12 protein-coding genes and 2 pseudogenes are annotated in these 15,881 nt (G+C 63.6%); 10 read left to right on the plus strand and 4 right to left on the minus strand.

Features of this window, described 5'->3' with window-relative positions:
* Positions 1–121: 121 nt before the first annotated feature.
* Positions 122–1,426, minus strand: a complete 1,305-nt coding sequence (locus tag BLV47_RS27770; protein WP_010793081.1) for an IS1380-like element ISPa33 family transposase — start codon at positions 1,424–1,426, stop codon at positions 122–124.
* Positions 1,427–1,610: 184 nt separating this feature from the next.
* Here BLV47_RS27770 and BLV47_RS36790 point away from each other — a divergent pair, with 184 nt between their 5' ends.
* Positions 1,611–1,742 (plus strand): hypothetical protein, encoded by a 132-nt coding sequence (locus BLV47_RS36790; RefSeq protein ID WP_279626605.1) that lies wholly within the window; start codon positions 1,611–1,613, stop codon positions 1,740–1,742.
* Between the two features lie 251 nt (positions 1,743–1,993).
* Complete coding sequence (locus BLV47_RS27775) at positions 1,994–2,308, plus strand: DUF6388 family protein (protein ID WP_047301698.1); 315 nt, start codon at positions 1,994–1,996, stop codon at positions 2,306–2,308.
* A 40-nt stretch (positions 2,309–2,348) separates the two neighbouring features.
* On the opposite strand, the gene nadC is transcribed toward BLV47_RS27775, so the two are convergent.
* Complete coding sequence (nadC, locus tag BLV47_RS27780; RefSeq protein ID WP_092319528.1) at positions 2,349–3,197, minus strand: carboxylating nicotinate-nucleotide diphosphorylase; 849 nt, start codon at positions 3,195–3,197, stop codon at positions 2,349–2,351.
* Between the two features lie 363 nt (positions 3,198–3,560).
* Here nadC and BLV47_RS27785 point away from each other — a divergent pair, with 363 nt between their 5' ends.
* The 6 genes and pseudogenes from BLV47_RS27785 (at position 3,561) to BLV47_RS27805 (ending at position 9,992) form a co-directional block, all read left to right on the plus strand.
* Positions 3,561–5,783 (plus strand): DUF1631 domain-containing protein, encoded by a 2,223-nt coding sequence (locus BLV47_RS27785; RefSeq protein WP_092319530.1) that lies wholly within the window; start codon positions 3,561–3,563, stop codon positions 5,781–5,783.
* Between the two features lie 63 nt (positions 5,784–5,846).
* The gene (ampD, locus tag BLV47_RS27790) at positions 5,847–6,407 is read left to right on the plus strand and encodes a 1,6-anhydro-N-acetylmuramyl-L-alanine amidase AmpD (RefSeq protein WP_092319532.1); all 561 of its coding nucleotides are present in this window, start codon (positions 5,847–5,849) and stop codon (positions 6,405–6,407) included.
* Complete coding sequence (gene ampE / locus BLV47_RS27795; RefSeq protein ID WP_092319534.1) at positions 6,404–7,240, plus strand: regulatory signaling modulator protein AmpE; 837 nt, start codon at positions 6,404–6,406, stop codon at positions 7,238–7,240. The genes ampD and ampE overlap by 4 nt, the downstream gene beginning before the upstream one ends.
* A gap of 1,124 nt (positions 7,241–8,364) precedes the next feature.
* Positions 8,365–8,568, plus strand: a pseudogene (locus BLV47_RS37205) (HAMP domain-containing protein); the annotation flags it as partial.
* A gap of 342 nt (positions 8,569–8,910) precedes the next feature.
* Positions 8,911–9,426: pseudogene (locus tag BLV47_RS37210) on the plus strand (methyl-accepting chemotaxis protein); the annotation flags it as partial.
* A 194-nt stretch (positions 9,427–9,620) separates the two neighbouring features.
* On the plus strand, positions 9,621–9,992 hold the full coding sequence (locus BLV47_RS27805) for a hypothetical protein (protein ID WP_092320580.1): 372 nt from the start codon (positions 9,621–9,623) through the stop codon (positions 9,990–9,992).
* Here the strand turns inward: BLV47_RS27805 and BLV47_RS27810 are convergent.
* Both BLV47_RS27810 and cra read right to left on the minus strand, forming a co-directional pair.
* On the minus strand, positions 9,978–10,769 hold the full coding sequence (locus BLV47_RS27810) for a TatD family hydrolase (RefSeq protein ID WP_092319538.1): 792 nt from the start codon (positions 10,767–10,769) through the stop codon (positions 9,978–9,980). The two genes, BLV47_RS27805 and BLV47_RS27810, sit on opposite strands and share 15 nt — an antisense overlap.
* A gap of 3 nt (positions 10,770–10,772) precedes the next feature.
* A complete protein-coding gene (gene cra / locus BLV47_RS27815) occupies positions 10,773–11,768 on the minus strand; it encodes a catabolite repressor/activator (protein WP_092319540.1) in 996 nt (331 codons plus the stop codon).
* A gap of 302 nt (positions 11,769–12,070) precedes the next feature.
* Between cra and ptsP the strand changes: the two genes are divergently transcribed.
* Both ptsP and pfkB read left to right on the plus strand, forming a co-directional pair.
* A complete protein-coding gene (ptsP, locus tag BLV47_RS27820) occupies positions 12,071–14,932 on the plus strand; it encodes a phosphoenolpyruvate--protein phosphotransferase (RefSeq protein WP_092319542.1) in 2,862 nt (953 codons plus the stop codon).
* Positions 14,932–15,873 carry a 1-phosphofructokinase gene (gene pfkB, locus BLV47_RS27825; RefSeq protein WP_092319544.1) on the plus strand — a complete coding sequence of 314 codons (942 nt, stop codon included), beginning with the start codon at positions 14,932–14,934 and terminating at the stop codon, positions 15,871–15,873. Before ptsP ends, pfkB begins: the two co-directional genes overlap by 1 nt.
* The last annotated feature ends 8 nt before the right edge of the window (positions 15,874–15,881 follow it).

Genomic DNA, 15,881 nt, shown 5'->3' on the forward strand with positions numbered 1-15,881 from the left:
CCTCGGTGTATCAACAACCTGCCTTCCACCGCTAAAAATTGATCGTTTTTTATTCAATTCCCGCGTATGGGGCGCACTGCCCCCTTTCCCCCATTGAGCCGGGCCGGGGGCGCCCGCCTGTTCAGGTCGGCTTGAGGCGGGCAACCAGCCCCGCAAAGAGTTCCTGATGCGGATAGGCCTCGCTGATCAGCACGCGGATGCGCCGGCTGTTGCGAATGATCACCGCACCGATCTTGAGCAGTTTCAAGCGCAGGTTATGGATGCTCATGCGCGCCAATGCGGTGCCCTGGAGATGATCGCGTAGCCGTTCGAACAGCACATAGGCAAAGGCCGACAGCATCAGCCGCCACTGGTTGGTCCACCAGCGTGGGCTGGAGGTGCGGTCGGCGAACAGATCCAACTGTTGGTCCTTGATCCGATTCTCCATGTCGCCACGGCCGCAGTAGTCTTCGTAGTACTGCTGGGCAGCATCCTCGGCAAAGCGGGACACGACGATGAAGCGTGGATTGGCACCCTGCTCGCCATGTTCCAGGCGCGACACGACCAGGCGGCGCCTACGCCAACTACCGGCCTGATAGAGGAAGCGATACACGCCGGACATCTTCTGCCCGGTTTCTTGGTAGGCCTCGGCGACAGCTTGCATGGCCGGCGCCGCCATCCGCTGCAGGCGGGTGTTGCGGGCCAGACCCACCACATAATCCACCTGCTTGCGGTCACACCAGTCGAGCATGCGATGTCGGCAAAAACCGCCGTCACCGCGGAACACGATGCGGGTCTCTGGCCAGAAGCGGCGAATGAACTTGACCAGCAGTGCCAGGATGGCCCAACTGTGTCGGGCGCCATCGATGTTGCTCGGGCGCAAATAGCTCACCAGCAGATGGCGACCACAGAACACATAGAGCGGCAGGAAGCAGTAATGGTCGTAATAGCCATGGAAGAAGCGCCCTTCCTGATCACCATGCACCGGCACATCGGTCGCATCGAAGTCGAGCACGATCTCAGCCGGCGCCTGGTCATGCTGGGCGATGAAGTGCTCCCACAGCAGGCGATGGGCTTGCACCACCGTTTCGCGATCGGCTTGCTGTTCCAGGCGCCCCAGAGTGGATTTGCCGGCCAGCGGTTGCAGGCGGTTGACCGCAGTCTGCAGCGCGTAGTCATGGCGCAGGCCGTCATGATCGTTGAGATCCTCGTAGCCGGCGGCCAGTGCATAGATACGCTGGGCGAGCAGTGTCTGCAGTCCATGCTGGACACGCCCAGGATCACGCCGATCGGGAACGATTTTGGCCAGGCGGCGGGTCAAGCCATGTTGCCGGTCGACCTCGCGCAGCAGCAACAAGCCCGCATCCGAGGTGATGTGACCACCGGTGAAAGAGGCCTCGACGAGGCGGCGAGAGAGGGGTGAAAAGTGGAGTTTTTCTGGTAGCATTTTGTGCGCGGCTGAAGACTTATGGGGCTTTGTTTGGCGACAAGAATCATAAGGCTTTCAGCCGTTTTTGTTTATGCGGTCATGAGAAATCCGGGCTAAGGAATCAGCGACACCTCCTGAGGCTGCAAAATTTAATATCGTACTTTCCGTTATTCCTAATCAAAGCAAGGAAGGACACTTGTGGGTGACCAAGGATGAAATGAATATTGCCCGCGATGGAGCCGTTCAGAAGTACGACATCCTGGAAAATCTCAGAAGATTTTTCGAACTCGGCAAGGCAGGACTCTGCTTGAGAAAAGGCACGACGACCGGCTGAGCAACCGTGTTTCCTGAGGTTTCTGGCGAGGCTGTATGTGGTGATGGCCCGCAAATCCGCCGGTTTTTCTCTCGTGGGTGCATCAGGTCATATAAATCGTCGCTCAAAGGTCCTATATTCGGTTGCTGTCTGAGTACCAGCATGCTGTTTTCAGATGATCCCGAATGGTTCTGAAGGCCAGATAAATCGCCGTTTACGACGATTTTTTGCGGCAGAGAGATCCCAACGATCCAGATCCATCTTCCATTCCCATGATCAGAGAGAACGAGATGATTCCTAAAGAGGCAAGAATCGACGTAGCGCTTGAACGGTACCTGGCTGCCACGCCTTCCTTGCAAGAGGAAATCAGTGCCCTGAGCCCCGAAGAACAGAAGCAGCAAGCGCAATGGGCGTTTGAGGACGAGGCAGAGTCTCGCGGCATCGAGCCGTGGGAACTGGTGCTCGATCTGGTGGCCGAGACACCGGAGGAACTGAAGGCCATGCGCCTGGAGGTGCATCAGGAGGTTGCTGAAGCGCTGGGCATGGACCTTGAGGACTATCTGCAGCTCAACGAAATCGACGATTGAGCCCAACGCCAGCCTGATCCAGGCTGGCGTTTTTCATTCATCACAGGCTCAGGCGCATGGACAGGTCCACAGCCTTCACGTCCTTGGTCATGGCGCCGATGGAAATGTAGTCCACCCCGGTTTCGGCAATCGGCCGCAGGGTGCTTTCATTGATCCCGCCACTGGCTTCCAGCTTGGCCTTGCCGGCATTCAGGCGCACGGCCTCGCGCATATCGTCCAGGCTCAGTTCGTCGAGCATGATGATGTCGGCTCCGGCTGCCAGCGCTTCCTTCAACTCCTCAAGGCTTTCCACTTCCACTTCCACCGGCTTGCCCGGGGCGATCTTGTGGGCGGCGCTGATCGCCTGGGCGATGCCCCCGCAGGCAGCGATATGGTTTTCCTTGATCAGGAAGGCGTCATACAGGCCGATGCGGTGGTTATGGCAGCCGCCACAGGTGACCGCGTACTTCTGCGCCAGGCGCAAGCCAGGCAGCGTCTTGCGGGTATCCAGCAGCTTGACCTGGGTATCGGCGACAAAGTCGGCCAGATAGCGGGCGCGGGTGGCCACGCCGGACAGCAGTTGCAGGAAGTTCAGCGCGCTGCGTTCGCCAGTGAGCAGCGACCGGGCCGGTCCTTCGAGGTGAAACAACGCCTGATTGGGTGCCACTCGCTCGCCGTCAGCCACTTGCCAGTGCACGGCGACCCGTGGATCCAGTTGGCGGAACACCGCGTCGACCCAGGTTGTGCCGGCGATCACCGCGGCTTCGCGGGTAATGATGGTGGCCTTGGCCAGACGTTCGGCCGGGATCAATTGCGCGGTAATGTCGCCGCTGCCGATGTCTTCCAGCAACGCGCGGCGCACGTTGGCTTCGATTTCGGCGGTCAGGTCGGCGAGGCGTAGATTCGGCATAACGGGCTCCACAATCAAGGTGCGCCGATTATAGGGGCATGGGATCAGCGAACCCAAGGCGGCAAGTGCCGGTGAAGCTCTGGTGAACCGCTCTTTCGTCGTTTTGTCTGATGGAATTACGTGAACTTTCTTGGCGGGATCGAGGTTATTTCCGGAGAGGTGGCAGAGTCTGCTGGCGCAGGAGGGGAGTTTTACAAGATAATATGACTTGTAATTGACGTCATAGCTTTGACGTATCTTTGGCTCCCTCTTAAACGAAGTGCTGTGGAGTGCACCTGCCTCCGCTGAGAACCGACTGTGAGCGCCGTCGGCTTGACTGAATCTTGATCTCGAACCGAAGAAACACCTTTCCAGGAGGCTTGGATGCACAACGACGGGAATGTAGTGCCTTTGCACAAGGTAGCTACAGATCAGGCGAACGCTTCGCCGCTTGCCCGCCTGCCGGTGATTCTGCTTCAGGTTCGTGACAAAGCCGCCCAGCAACTGCGTCACGGTTTGCAGGAGCTGTTCGATAACGCCGACGACACCCTGTTCGAAATGGCCGACCGCGCCCAGAACAATGTCGAGCAGAACACCCTGTTCGAAGCCATGCGCGACCTGCGCCTGAAGCGCAAGAGCATCGAGCGCGCGTTCCTGGAGAAGTTTTTCGAAGCCTTCGCCAGCCTGGTGCAATACGACCCGGCCCTGGTCATTCCCCACGCGGTGGCATATGACCCGTCCCTTGACCCCTCCCGGGATGACCTGGAAAAGAACGTCGCGGTGCAGGCCATGGTGGCCAAGGTCCTCAACCGCGACGGCTTCGCCCTCGGGCAACTGACGGCGCGCCTGAGTGTGCTGCTGGGCCGACGCCTGCTGGATGCAGAGAATCCCCTGGGGCCGGCTCTGCTTTGCGAGTACTTCCTGCAGGCCGGACGCAGCCTGGGGGTGGAAATCAAGGTCAAGCTGATCATCCTCAAGCTGTTCGAGCGTTACGTGCTCAGCGATGCCGAGCTGCTTTATGGCGAAGCCAACCAGTTGTTGATCGCCACCGGCATTCTGCCGGAACTGATGCCGGCACCGGCGCGTCGAGCCTCGGACCGAGCCCGGGTCGAAGCCCAGGCACAGGCCGGCGAAGGCACCAAGCCCAGCCAATGCCAGCTTGACGAGAGCGTGCAGGAAGTTTTCGCGGCCTTGCAGACCTTGTTGCTGCAGGTGCGTGGCAGCGTGGCGCCGACCCTGGAAGCCAGCGCCGAGACGCAGCCGATTTCCACCCGCGACCTGATGCGCATGCTCTCGCACTTGCAGCAATACGTGCCGCCGCCCAGCGCCCAGGAAGATTTCGACCTGCGCAACCAGCTGGAGCAACTGCTCACCCGGGTCAGCGTCAAGAGCGGCAAGTCGCGGGTGGTGGACGTGGCTGACGAGGACGTGATCAACCTGATCGCCATGCTCTTCGAGTGCATCCTCGATGACCGCAACCTGCCAGATTCCCTCAAGGCGCTGATCGGGCGCCTGCAGATTCCCATGCTCAAGGTGGCGGTGCTGGACAAGAGCTTCTTCAGTCGCGGCAGCCACCCGGCCCGGCGCCTGCTCAATGAAATCGCCGCGGCGGCGATGGGCTGGGGCGGTTGCGATGACCACCAGCGCGACAGCCTGTACCTGCGCATCGAGCAAGTGGTGCAGCGCCTGCTGAGCGAGTTCAGCGACGACCCGGCGATCTTCTCCGAACTGCTGGCCGACTTTCTCGCCTTTACCGCCGACGAACGACGTCGTGCCGAGTTGCTGGAGCAGCGCACCCGGGACGCCGAGGAAGGGCGAGCCAAGGCGGAACTGGCCCGGCGCCGGGTCGAGCAGGCACTTAATGAGGCGCTGCTGGGCAAGGTACTGCCGCACAAGGTGGTGGATTTTGTTCGCGATGCCTGGAGCCAGGTGTTGCTGCTCAATTGCCTCCGACACGGCGAGGGCTCGGTCGAATGGCAGACCGCCGAGCGCACCCTGCATGACTTGATCTGGAGTGTGCAGCCCCAGCAGCAAGCGGACACCGCCACGCGCTTGCTGGAGCGGGTGCCGGGGCTGCTCAAGGGCCTGCGTGACGGCTTGAGCGGTGCGGCGTTCGATCCCTTTGCCACCAGTGAATTCTTCAGCCAGCTGGAGGCCCTGCACCTCCAGGCATTCGAGCGCCAAGCCCTGGCGCCACCGCTGCGCGGCAGCGCTTCGCTGGCCGAGCCTGCGCAAATGATCGTGGTCGCCCAGGAGATTGTCCTGCCTTCTGCCGAAGAAGGACCGCTGGAGGCTGCACCCCTGGCCCTGCCGGCCAATGACCCCAGCGTGCTGCTGGTCGATCAATTGCGGCTGGGAGCCTGGGTCGAGTTCCAGGAAGAGGAGGACACCACCTTGCGCTGCAAACTGGCGGCGATTGTCCCCCATCCTGTGGCCAAGTACGTGTTCGTCAACCGCACCGGGATGAAGGTCCTGGAGCGCACGCGCATGGGCCTGGCCCTGGAGTTCCAGCGCGGCGCGGTGCGGGCTCTGGACGACACCCTGCTGTTCGACCGGGCCCTGGAATCGGTGATTGGCAATCTGCAGCGACTCAATCACGGCAAGTGATCGCAACCTGAGGGGGTAACGCGGCATACTGGGCCACTCAAGGCTCTAGTTGAAGGAATCGGTATGCGGCTGGACCCTGCCACGGGTTGGTGTCACGGCGTGCGGCACTGCCCGTCAGTCAATTTCAATGAACGTCCCGCGGGGGAAATCTCCCTGCTGGTGATTCATAACATCAGCCTGCCGCCGGGGCAGTTCGGCACCGGCAAGGTCCAGGAGTTCTTCCAGAATCGCCTTGATGTCACAGAGCACCCCTATTTTGCCGGGATTGCCGATCTGCGCGTGTCGGCGCATTTCCTGATCGAACGTGACGGCGCGGTCACCCAGTTTGTCTCTTGTCTGGACCGGGCCTGGCACGCGGGGGTGTCGAGCTTCGAGGGGCGTGATACCTGCAACGACTTTTCCCTCGGCATCGAACTGGAAGGCACCGACGAGCTACCGTTCACCGAGGCCCAGTACCGCTCCTTGAATGCCCTGACCGAACAATTACAGGCTGTATACAGCGCCATCACCACACAACGGATCTGTGGCCATAGCGACATTGCGCCCGGGCGCAAGACCGACCCGGGTCCGGCTTTCGACTGGGCACGCTATCGTGCCGCCTTGGAAAAGGGGGAAGGACAATGAGTTTTCTGGTGTTGCTGCTGGCGGTGTGGGTCGAGAAATTCTCGGCCTTGCGGCAGCGGGTGCAGCGTGACGGCTGGTGGCTGAAGAAGCTGGCGCAGCTGGAGTCCAGCCCGCGTCTGGCTGCGCACCCCTGGTGGCTGTTGCTGATACTGGTGCTGCTGCCGGTGGCCTTGCTCGGTCTGCTGTTGCTGGTGCTGCAACCGCTTGCCTACGGCTTGCTGGTGTTGCCGCTGCATCTGCTGGTGGTGATCTACGCCCTGGGGCGCGGTGATCTGCTCGGGGGCCTCGGGCCGTTTCGCGACGCCTGGCGGCGCGAGGACCTGCAAGCGGCAGTGCATGTCGCCAAGCGTGACCTGGACATTGGCGCCGACAGCGGCGAGCAACTGCTGGAGCGGGTGCAGGGCTATCTGCTGTGGCAGGCCTTCCAGAGCTTCTTCGTGGTGATCTTCTGGTACTTCCTGCTGGGGCCGGTGGCGGCCTTGAGCTACCGCCTGCTGGCCCTGGCTGCCGAGCACGGCAAGCATCCGCCTCTGGTGGAACGGGCGGCGCAACTGCGCCATGCCTTCGACTGGTTGCCCGTGCGCCTGCTGGCGGCGAGCTTCGCCCTGGTGGGCAACTTCGTGGCCGTGAGCCGGGTGATGCTCCACGAGTTGCTCAACTGGCACATCAGCGCGGCGCAACTGGTGGAGCGGGTCGGCCTGGTGGCCGCCGAAATTCCGCCGCCCCTGACCGGCCCCGAAGGCATCAACAGCCTGGACCGCATCTGGGAACTGCTGCTACGGGCCGCCGTGCTCTGGTACGCCGGTTTTGCCCTGTGGACCGTCCTGGCCTGAACGAATGAGGGAGCATGCTCCCTCATCCGCAGCGGTTAACTTTAAGTTACAAAACCTCCCCCGAAATTGAGCTATACAGACGGAGCGCCGAATAGTGGCTATCTGCTGCCTTCGCCTGCCTGCCAATAAAAATAAAAGAAAAGGGAGACTTCTTTGTGAAGAGCTTGCTCTATCCCGCTGTCGCGCTGATGAACCGCCTGAGCTTCGGCATGAAGTTCAGCCTGATCAGCGTGCTGTTCTTTGTGCCCATGCTGGTGACCAACTTCTACCTGGTGCGCGATTCCTACCGCGAGTTCCAGGGCACCCGGGTCGAGCTGCAAAGCCTCGACCTGCTGGGCAGCAGTTTGAGCCTGCGCCGGGATCTGGAGACGCTCAACAACCTGGTGCAGATCAACGCCAGTCTCGGACAATCGGGCAAGGCGGGGGACCTGGAAAGCAAGATCCAGGCCCTGGAAAAGTCCGTGCTGGAGCGCCTGCAGGCCCTGCAGGCGGTCACCGTCGATCCACAGCAAGTCGAGGTGTTCAACGCCAAGCGCGATGAGCTGGTGGCGGCCTTCAAGGCCCAGCAGACGGAAAGCTCGCTGCTGAACAAGAGCGGGTTGATCGGCAAGCTCCTGGGCAGCGCGCAGTTGTTCAGCCAGATCATCGCCAGCCAGTCGGGCCTGAGCCGCGATGGCCAGGGCGACATCCGCCAGCTCAGCGAGCTGATCACCAGCGTCACCCCGCAAGTCACCCAGACCCTCGGGGAAGGCCGGGCCATGGGCGCCTATTCCCTGGGCCAGGGCTTTCTCAACTCGTCATCCAGCACCCGCTTCGACGAACTGCTGGTGCAGATCGAAAAGCTCCAGGCCGAGTACGGACTCAAGCTGCAGGACGCCCTGGGTTCGAGCCGTGCTGCCCACGACGCCCTGGACAGCCTGGCCAGCGCCAGCAAGAGCAGCCTCAAGCAGGCCAGTGAACTGTTCGAGGAACAGGTGGTGATGGCCGATACCCTGGATGCCCCCTGGCAGGGCTTCTACGACCAGATCAGCGGCCTGATGGCCCAGACCTATCAACTCAACGAAGGCACCCTGAAATTCCTCGATGTCGAGCTGCAAAAGCGCCTGGCGCAGAACCGCAGCCACATGGTGCTGCTGGTGGCCGCCCTGGCCCTGGTGTTCCTCTCGATCGTCTATCTGTACGGCGGCTTCTACGCCTCGACCCGCACCACCTTGCGGCGCCTGGGGGCGATGATGGACAAGGTGGCGGCGGGGGACATGACCGTGACCTTCACTGCCCACAGTCGTGATGAACTGGGCGAGCTGGGCAGTGTGTTCAATGGCACGGTGCGCAAGATCCACGACCTGATCGAACGGGTCGGCGATACCGTCAGCGAAGTCGAACGTCAGGCCGGGCAAGTGGAAAGCGTCTCGGCCCAGAGCAACCAGGCAGTGGCCGGCCAGCGCAGTCAGATCGAACAAGTGGCCACGGCCATGAACCAGATGTCCGCCACCTCCCAGGAAGTGGCCCGCAGCGCGGCGGCGGCGGTCAGCAGCGCCCACAGCGTCAACGACGAAACCATCAGCGGCCGTGGCCTGGTGGAGTCGCAGCAGGGCAGCATCGCTCGCCTGGCCAGCGAGATCGATCAGTCGGTGCGGGTGATCAACCAGTTGGCCAGCGACAGCCAGTCCATCAGCCGGGTGCTGGAAGTGATCAAGAGCATTGCCGAGCAGACCAACCTGCTGGCGCTCAATGCGGCCATCGAGGCCGCGCGTGCCGGCGAGCAGGGCCGGGGCTTTGCCGTGGTGGCCGATGAAGTGCGGACCCTGGCCAAGCGCACCCAGCAGTCCACCGAGGAAATCGAGGAGATGATCGGCAAGCTGCACGGCGGTGTCGGCGCGGCGGTCAAGGCCATGGGCAGCAGCCACGCCATGGCTAACGGAACGGTCGATCAGTCGGAAAAGGTCCAGCAGGCCCTGGAAAACATCCTCGGCGCGGTGGGCATGATCGTCGACCAGAACCAGCAGATTGCCGCCGCCGTTGAGCAGCAGACGTCGGTGGCCCACGACATCGACCAGAACATCGTCGAGATCAACCGCGCTGGCGAACGTACCGCCGAGGGCGCGCACCAGACCGAGGACGCCAGCCGTCAGCTCTCGGCCCAAGTGATGCAGCTCAAGCAACTGATCGGCGCCTTCCGGGTCTAGAGGCGGCCGGTGACGAACGTCGGCGGGGCGCCTTGTGCAAGGGTGCTCCGCCGTCCTGCATACAAACTGTAGTAATTAAAGTCTTTGTCTTGGGCGGATTTGCTGTTTTCCTGCGCGTCGGTTTTTTTGAGCGTCCCACGTCGGGCGACTCGCCCGTCGGCCATGACCCTCCCATGGCCCTGAGGAATGTGCTGATGACTGCAACTTCTGGAATCCGCGGCCGCTGCGCCCATTGCCAGGCCCTGCTCGATCTTGAGCCCTGGCAACTCAACGCCATGGCATTGCAGGAGCCGTTCAACTGCAACCATTGCCACAAACCCCTGAAGCTCAGTTGCCCCGCGCAGATCAAGCGCCTCAAACGCTTCGGCGGCCTGGCCGGGTTGCGGGCGCTGATGCTCGTGCTGTGCGCCACGCTGCTGTTGGTGACCCTGGTGCTGGAGTGGCTGGGACTGGTCAGTCTGGCCCAGCAATTGAGCCTTTCGGCGCTGATGCTGCTGGGCTACCTGCTGGTGATGGGCATTGCTCGGCGGCGATTGCGCCGGCCCTTGCAGCTACAGGCCGGCTGAAGGCCAGCCGAACACTTCACAGGCATTGCGGGTACTGGCGCTGGCCAGTTGCTCGGGAGCAATGCCGATGATCTGCGCCAGGGCGGCGCAAATGGCGGGTAAATGCTGCGGGCTGTTGCGCTGGCCGGGAAACATGGCCGGGGCCATGTCCGGCGAGTCGGTTTCCAGCACCACGGACTCCAGGGGCAACTCGGCGATCACCTTGCGCAAGCGCAGGGCCTGGGGCCAGGTGGCTGCGCCGCCCAGGCCCAGCTTGAAACCCAGCTTGAGGTATTCCCGGGCTTCCTCGCGGCTGCCGGCAAAGGCGTGGATGATGCCGCCGCGCTTGAGCTTGAAGCGCTTCAGGGTGGCGATCACCGCGGCGTGACTACGACGCACGTGCAGCAGGGCGGGCAAGTGAAAGTCCGCCGCCAGCTGCAACTGGGTCTCGAACAGCGATTGCTGGCGCTCGCGGTCCAGTTGTTCAAGAAAATAATCCAGGCCGATCTCGCCCACTGCGCATAGCTGCGGATGCCCCGCCAGCCGCGCCAGCCAGTCTTGCAATTGCTGGAGATGCTGCGGCTGGTGATCCTCCAGGTACACCGGGTGCAGGCCAAAGGCCGCGTACAACTGCGAATCGCTTTGCACCAGGTCCCAGAGCCGCTGCCAATTGGCCTGATAGACCCCCAGCACCACCATGCGCGAGACGCCCCGGACGCGGCTGTCGGCCAGCAGCGCCTCACGGTCGTCGTCGAAATCCGGAAAATCCAGATGGGTGTGGCTGTCGATCAGTTCCACGCTTCAGCCCTGTTGGATGCGCCGTTTGAAGGTCCGGGCGATGGCCTGGACGCCGGGTTGGTAATGCCCCTCTTCAATCGCTGCCAGGGCCAGATGCAGGGCTTTTTCGGCAATCAGTTGATGCTGCTGGGCCATGGCGTTGACTGGCAGCGGCAGGAAATCGAGCAACTGGGTATCGCCGAAGGTGCCCAGGCGTAGCGGTCGGGACTTGAGCGGGAAGTCATGCAGGGCATCGAACACCCCCTGCAACAGCACATAGGAAGTGGTCACCAGGGCGTCCGGCAAATGACCCAGGCGCTGCAGCAGTTCTTCCATCAGTTGGCGACCGCAATCGCGGCTGAAGGCTTCGCCGTGCTCGATCAGCACCGCGCCGCCGAAGCCCTCCAGCGCCTGGCGAAAACCGGCGGCGCGCTCCTGGCTGATGCTCAGCTCCGGTCGAGCGCCAATCAGCACGATCTGTTTGGGCTCGGGCTCAAGCAGGCTTTGGGTCAACTGCAGGCTGGCCTGCAGGTCGTCGCTGATCACCGAGCAGAACAGCTCGGGCGGCATCACCCGGTCGATGGCGATAATCGGCAGGCCCTGGGCCTGCAACTGCTGGTAGCTGTCGTCTTCCGGTGGCAGGCAACTGGCGACGAACAGCGCATCGCAACGCCGCGCGCGAAACAGCTGGAGCAACTGCCGCTCGCTGTCTGGCGCGTCGTCGGAGCTGGCGATCAGCAATTGATAACCCCGGGCCCGGGCGCCTTGTTCCAGCAGCTTGGCAATGCGCGCGTAGCTGGGGTTTTCCAGGTCCGGAAGAATGAACCCCAAGGTCCGGGTGTGCCGGCTGCGCAGGCCGGCAGCCTGGGGATTGGGGGTGAAGCCGTGTTCTTCCACCACCGCGCGCACCCGTTCCACGGTGGCGTTGCTGATGCGTTGTTGTTCGGCCTTGCCGTTGATGACGTAACTGGCGGTGGTGACGGACACACCGGCCAGGCGAGCGATATCACTGAGTTTCAACCCGGGATTTCCTTGTTTTTGGTGCTTGCCCCGACATTTTCGCCAATCCTACCTGATCTGGGCAGGCGACCAACGTCGGAACCGGCCATCGAGCGGAAGGACTTCAAGGCGACGAGATTATCGAGTAACTTAGCAAACTTGCTAGATTAAACGTTTCAGCAGGCGTATTTTCTAGGCTAGATCACAAACGAAAAAACACCTCTGCCAGGTAACAAGTCCCGTTTGTGGCCATAAAGACGCCTACGCTGCTTACTTAAAACAATACCTAGCGCCGCCACCTGCCGCGCTAAATAGGAGAAGCCATGCTCGAGCTCACTGTTGAGCAGATATCCATGGGCCAAACGGCTGTGGATAAGTCCGCGGCGCTGCATTTGCTGGCCGATAAACTGGTGGCTGACGGCCTGGTGGCCGAGGGCTACCTGGCTGGCCTCAAGGCCCGCGAAGCCCAGGGCTCGACCTTTCTCGGCCAAGGCATCGCCATTCCCCACGGCACTCCGGAAACCCGCGACCAGGTGTTTGCCACCGGCGTGCGCCTGCTGCAGTTTCCCGACGGCGTGGATTGGGGCGACGGGCAGATCGTCTACCTGGCCATCGGCATTGCGGCCAAATCCGATGAGCATTTGCGACTCCTGCAACTGTTGACCCGCGCCCTGGGGGAAACCGACCTGGGCCAGGCCCTGCGTCGCGCCAGTTCCCCGGAGGCCCTGCTCAAGCTGTTGCAGGGGGCGCCCCAGGAGCTGGCGCTGGACGCGCAGATGATCGGCCTTGGAGTGGCGGCGGAAGATTTCGAAGAACTGGTCTGGCGCGGTGCCCGCCTGCTGCGCCAGGCCGAATGCGTGAGCAACGGCTTTGCCGCGGTGCTGCAACAGGTGGATGCGCTGCCCCTGGGCGACGGTCTTTGGTGGTTGCACAGCGAGCAGACCGTGTTGCGCCCAGGGCTGGCGTTCGTCACCCCGGACAAACCCATCCGCTACCTGGGCCAGCCTCTGAGCGGCCTGTTTTGCCTGGCCAGCCTGGGGGAAGCCCACCAGGCCCTGCTGGAGCGCCTGTGCGCGCTGCTGATCGAAGGCCGTGGCCAGGAATTGGGCCGCGCCACCAGCAGCCGCGCGGTGCTGGAAGTGCTCGGCGGTGAGTTGCCGGCGGACTGGCCCAGCGCCCGTATCGCCCTGGCCAACGCTCACGGCCTGCATGCCCGCCCGGCCAAGGAGCTGGCGCAGTTGGCGAAGAACTTCGAAGGCGAAATCCGCATCCGCATCGCCGATGGCAAAGACGCCGCCGTGTCGGTGAAAAGCCTGAGCAAGCTGCTGAGCCTCGGCGCGCGGCGCGGTCAGGTGCTGGAACTGATCGCCGAACCGAGCATTGCCGCCGATGCCTTGCCCGCATTGCTGGCGGCCATCGAGCAAGGCCTGGGCGAAGCCGTCGAGCCATTGCCGGCGGTCAGCGCCCCCCGGGAAGAGCCGCAGGACGTCGTGGTGCCGATCAGCGCCCCGGCTTCCGGCAGCCTGATCCAGGCCATTGCCGCCGCCCCCGGCATCGCCATCGGCCCGGCCCACATCCAGGTCCAGCAAGCCATCGACTACCCGCTGCGGGGCGAGTCCACCGCCCGCGAGCGCCAGCGCCTGCAGCAGGCCCTGGCCGACGTGCGCCAGGACATCGACGGACTGGTCCAGCGCAGCCAGGCCAAGGCCATTCGCGAAATCTTCATCACCCACCAGGAAATGCTCGACGACCCCGAGCTCACCGACGAAGTGGACACCCGCCTCAAGCAGGGCGAAAGCGCTGAAGCGGCGTGGATGACCGTGATCGAAAGCGCCGCCAAGCAACAGGAAGCGCTGCAGGATGCCTTGCTCGCCGAACGCGCCGCCGACCTGCGGGACATTGGCCGCCGGGTGCTGGCGCAACTGTGCGGCATCGAAACCCCGGCCGAGCCGGACCAGCCCTACATCCTGGTGATGGACGAAGTCGGCCCCTCTGACGTCGCGCGCCTGGATCCGACCCGGGTCGCCGGCATTCTCACCGCCCGCGGCGGCGCCACCGCCCACAGCGCCATCGTCGCCCGGGCCCTGGGGATTCCGGCCCTGGTGGGCGCGGGCGCCAGCGTGCTGCTGATCAAGTCCGGCACGCCCCTGCTGCTGGACGGCCAGCGCGGCCGCCTGCATGTCGACGCCGATAGCCACACCCTGCAGCGGGCCGCCGAAGAGCGTGACACTCGCGAGCAACGGCTCAAGGCTGCCGCCGAGCAACGCCATCAACAGGCCCATACTACGGACGGTCACGCCGTCGAGGTGTTCGCCAACATCGGTGAAAGCGCCGGTGTCGCCGCCGCCGTGGAACACGGCGCCGAAGGCATTGGCCTGCTGCGCACCGAACTGATCTTCATGGCCCATCCCCAGGCCCCGGACGAAGCCACCCAGGAAGCCGAATACCGCCGCGTGCTCGACGGTCTCGCCGGACGGCCGCTGGTGGTGCGCACCCTGGATGTGGGCGGCGACAAACCACTGCCTTACTGGCCGATCGCCAAGGAAGAAAACCCCTTCCTCGGCGTGCGCGGCATCCGCCTGACCCTGCAACGGCCGCTCATCATGGAGGCGCAGCTGCGCGCCCTGCTGCGCTCGGCGGACAACCGCCCGCTGCGGATCATGTTCCCCATGGTCGGCAGCGTCGAAGAATGGCGCCAAGCCCGGGACATGACCGAACGCCTGCGCCGGGAAATCCCGGTGGCCGACCTGCAACTGGGGATCATGATCGAAGTGCCGTCCGCCGCCTTGCTGGCGCCGGTGCTGGCCAAGGAAGTGGACTTCTTCAGCGTCGGCACCAACGACCTGACCCAATACACCCTGGCCATCGACCGTGGCCATCCGACCTTGTCGGCCCAGGCCGACGGCCTGCACCCGGCGGTGCTGCAACTGATCGACATCACCGTGCGCGCCGCCCATGCCCACGGCAAATGGGTCGGGGTCTGCGGCGAGCTGGCGGCCGACCCGCTGGCGGTGCCGGTGCTGGTAGGCCTGGGGGTGGATGAACTGAGCGTCTCCGGCCGCAGCATCGCCGAGGTCAAGGCGCGGATTCGCGAGCTCAGCCTGACCCAGGCGCAAACCCTTGCTCAACAGGCTTTGGCCGTCGGCAGCGCTCACGAAGTGCGTGCCCTTGTGGAGGCCATGTAATGGCAAAGATTCTCACCCTGACCCTCAACCCGGCACTGGACCTGACGGTGCAGCTGGCCCGCCTGGAGGTCGGGGAAGTCAACCGCAGCAATGCCCTGCACAGCCACGCAGCGGGCAAGGGCCTGAACGTGGCCCAGGTGTTGGCCGACCTCGGCCATCAACTGACCGTCAGTGGCTTTCTCGGGGAAAACAATCCACAGGCGTTTGACGCGTTGTTCGCCCAGCGCGGCTTTGTCGACGCCTTTATTCGTGTGCCCGGCGACACCCGCAGCAACATCAAGCTGGCCGAAGACGACGGGCGCATCACCGATATCAATGGCCTTGGGCCCGAAGTCAGCGAGGCGGCGCAACAGGCCCTGCTTGAGCGTCTGGAACAGATCGCTCCGGGGCATGAGGCGGTGGTAGTGGCCGGTAGCCTGCCGCGAGGGATCAGCCCCGAATGGTTCCAGGCGCTGTTGCTGCGCCTGAAAAGCCTGGGCCTGAAGGTCGCCCTCGACACCAGTGGCGCCGCCTTGCGCGCCGGTCTGGCGGCGGGGCCCTGGCTGATCAAGCCCAACACCGAGGAACTGGCGGACGTCCTCGGCAGCCCGGTGCTTGGCGTGGCGGTGCAGGCCGAGGCGGCGCGTCTTCTGCTGGCCCAAGGCGTCGAGCACGTGGTGATCTCCCACGGCGCCGAGGGCGTCAACTGGTTCAGCGCCGCACCGCCCCTGCAGGCCCTGCCGCCCAAGGTCAGCGTGGTCAGCACCGTGGGCGCCGGCGACTCGCTGCTGGCGGGCATGCTCCATGGCCTGCTCGGCGCCCAGCCGTTCGAACAGACCCTGCGCACCGCCACGGCGATTGCCGCCATGGCCGTGACCCAGATCGGTTTCGGCATCCGCGACAGGGCCCAACTGGCCCGGCTGGAGCAGGGGGTGCGCGTGCACCCCCTCATAGAACAATAAGAGGGTTG

The sequence above is a fragment of the Pseudomonas saponiphila genome (genome assembly GCF_900105185.1).
In the GTDB taxonomy this organism is placed as follows: domain Bacteria; phylum Pseudomonadota; class Gammaproteobacteria; order Pseudomonadales; family Pseudomonadaceae; genus Aquipseudomonas; species Aquipseudomonas saponiphila.

Bases quoted from the DNA above. Each gene is read 5' to 3' on its own strand.
- BLV47_RS27770 (WP_010793081.1), bottom strand. From the start codon at position 1,426: ATGCTACCAGAAAAACTCCACTTTTCACCCCTCTCTCGCCGCCTCGTC.
- BLV47_RS27775 (WP_047301698.1), top strand. From the start codon at position 1,994: ATGATCAGAGAGAACGAGATGATTCCTAAAGAGGCAAGAATCGACGTA.
- nadC (WP_092319528.1), bottom strand. From the start codon at position 3,197: ATGCCGAATCTACGCCTCGCCGACCTGACCGCCGAAATCGAAGCCAAC.
- BLV47_RS27785 (WP_092319530.1), top strand. From the start codon at position 3,561: ATGCACAACGACGGGAATGTAGTGCCTTTGCACAAGGTAGCTACAGAT.
- ampD (WP_092319532.1), top strand. From the start codon at position 5,847: ATGCGGCTGGACCCTGCCACGGGTTGGTGTCACGGCGTGCGGCACTGC.
- ampE (WP_092319534.1), top strand. From the start codon at position 6,404: ATGAGTTTTCTGGTGTTGCTGCTGGCGGTGTGGGTCGAGAAATTCTCG.
- BLV47_RS27805 (WP_092320580.1), top strand. From the start codon at position 9,621: ATGACTGCAACTTCTGGAATCCGCGGCCGCTGCGCCCATTGCCAGGCC.
- ptsP (WP_092319542.1), top strand. From the start codon at position 12,071: ATGCTCGAGCTCACTGTTGAGCAGATATCCATGGGCCAAACGGCTGTG.
- pfkB (WP_092319544.1), top strand. From the start codon at position 14,932: ATGGCAAAGATTCTCACCCTGACCCTCAACCCGGCACTGGACCTGACG.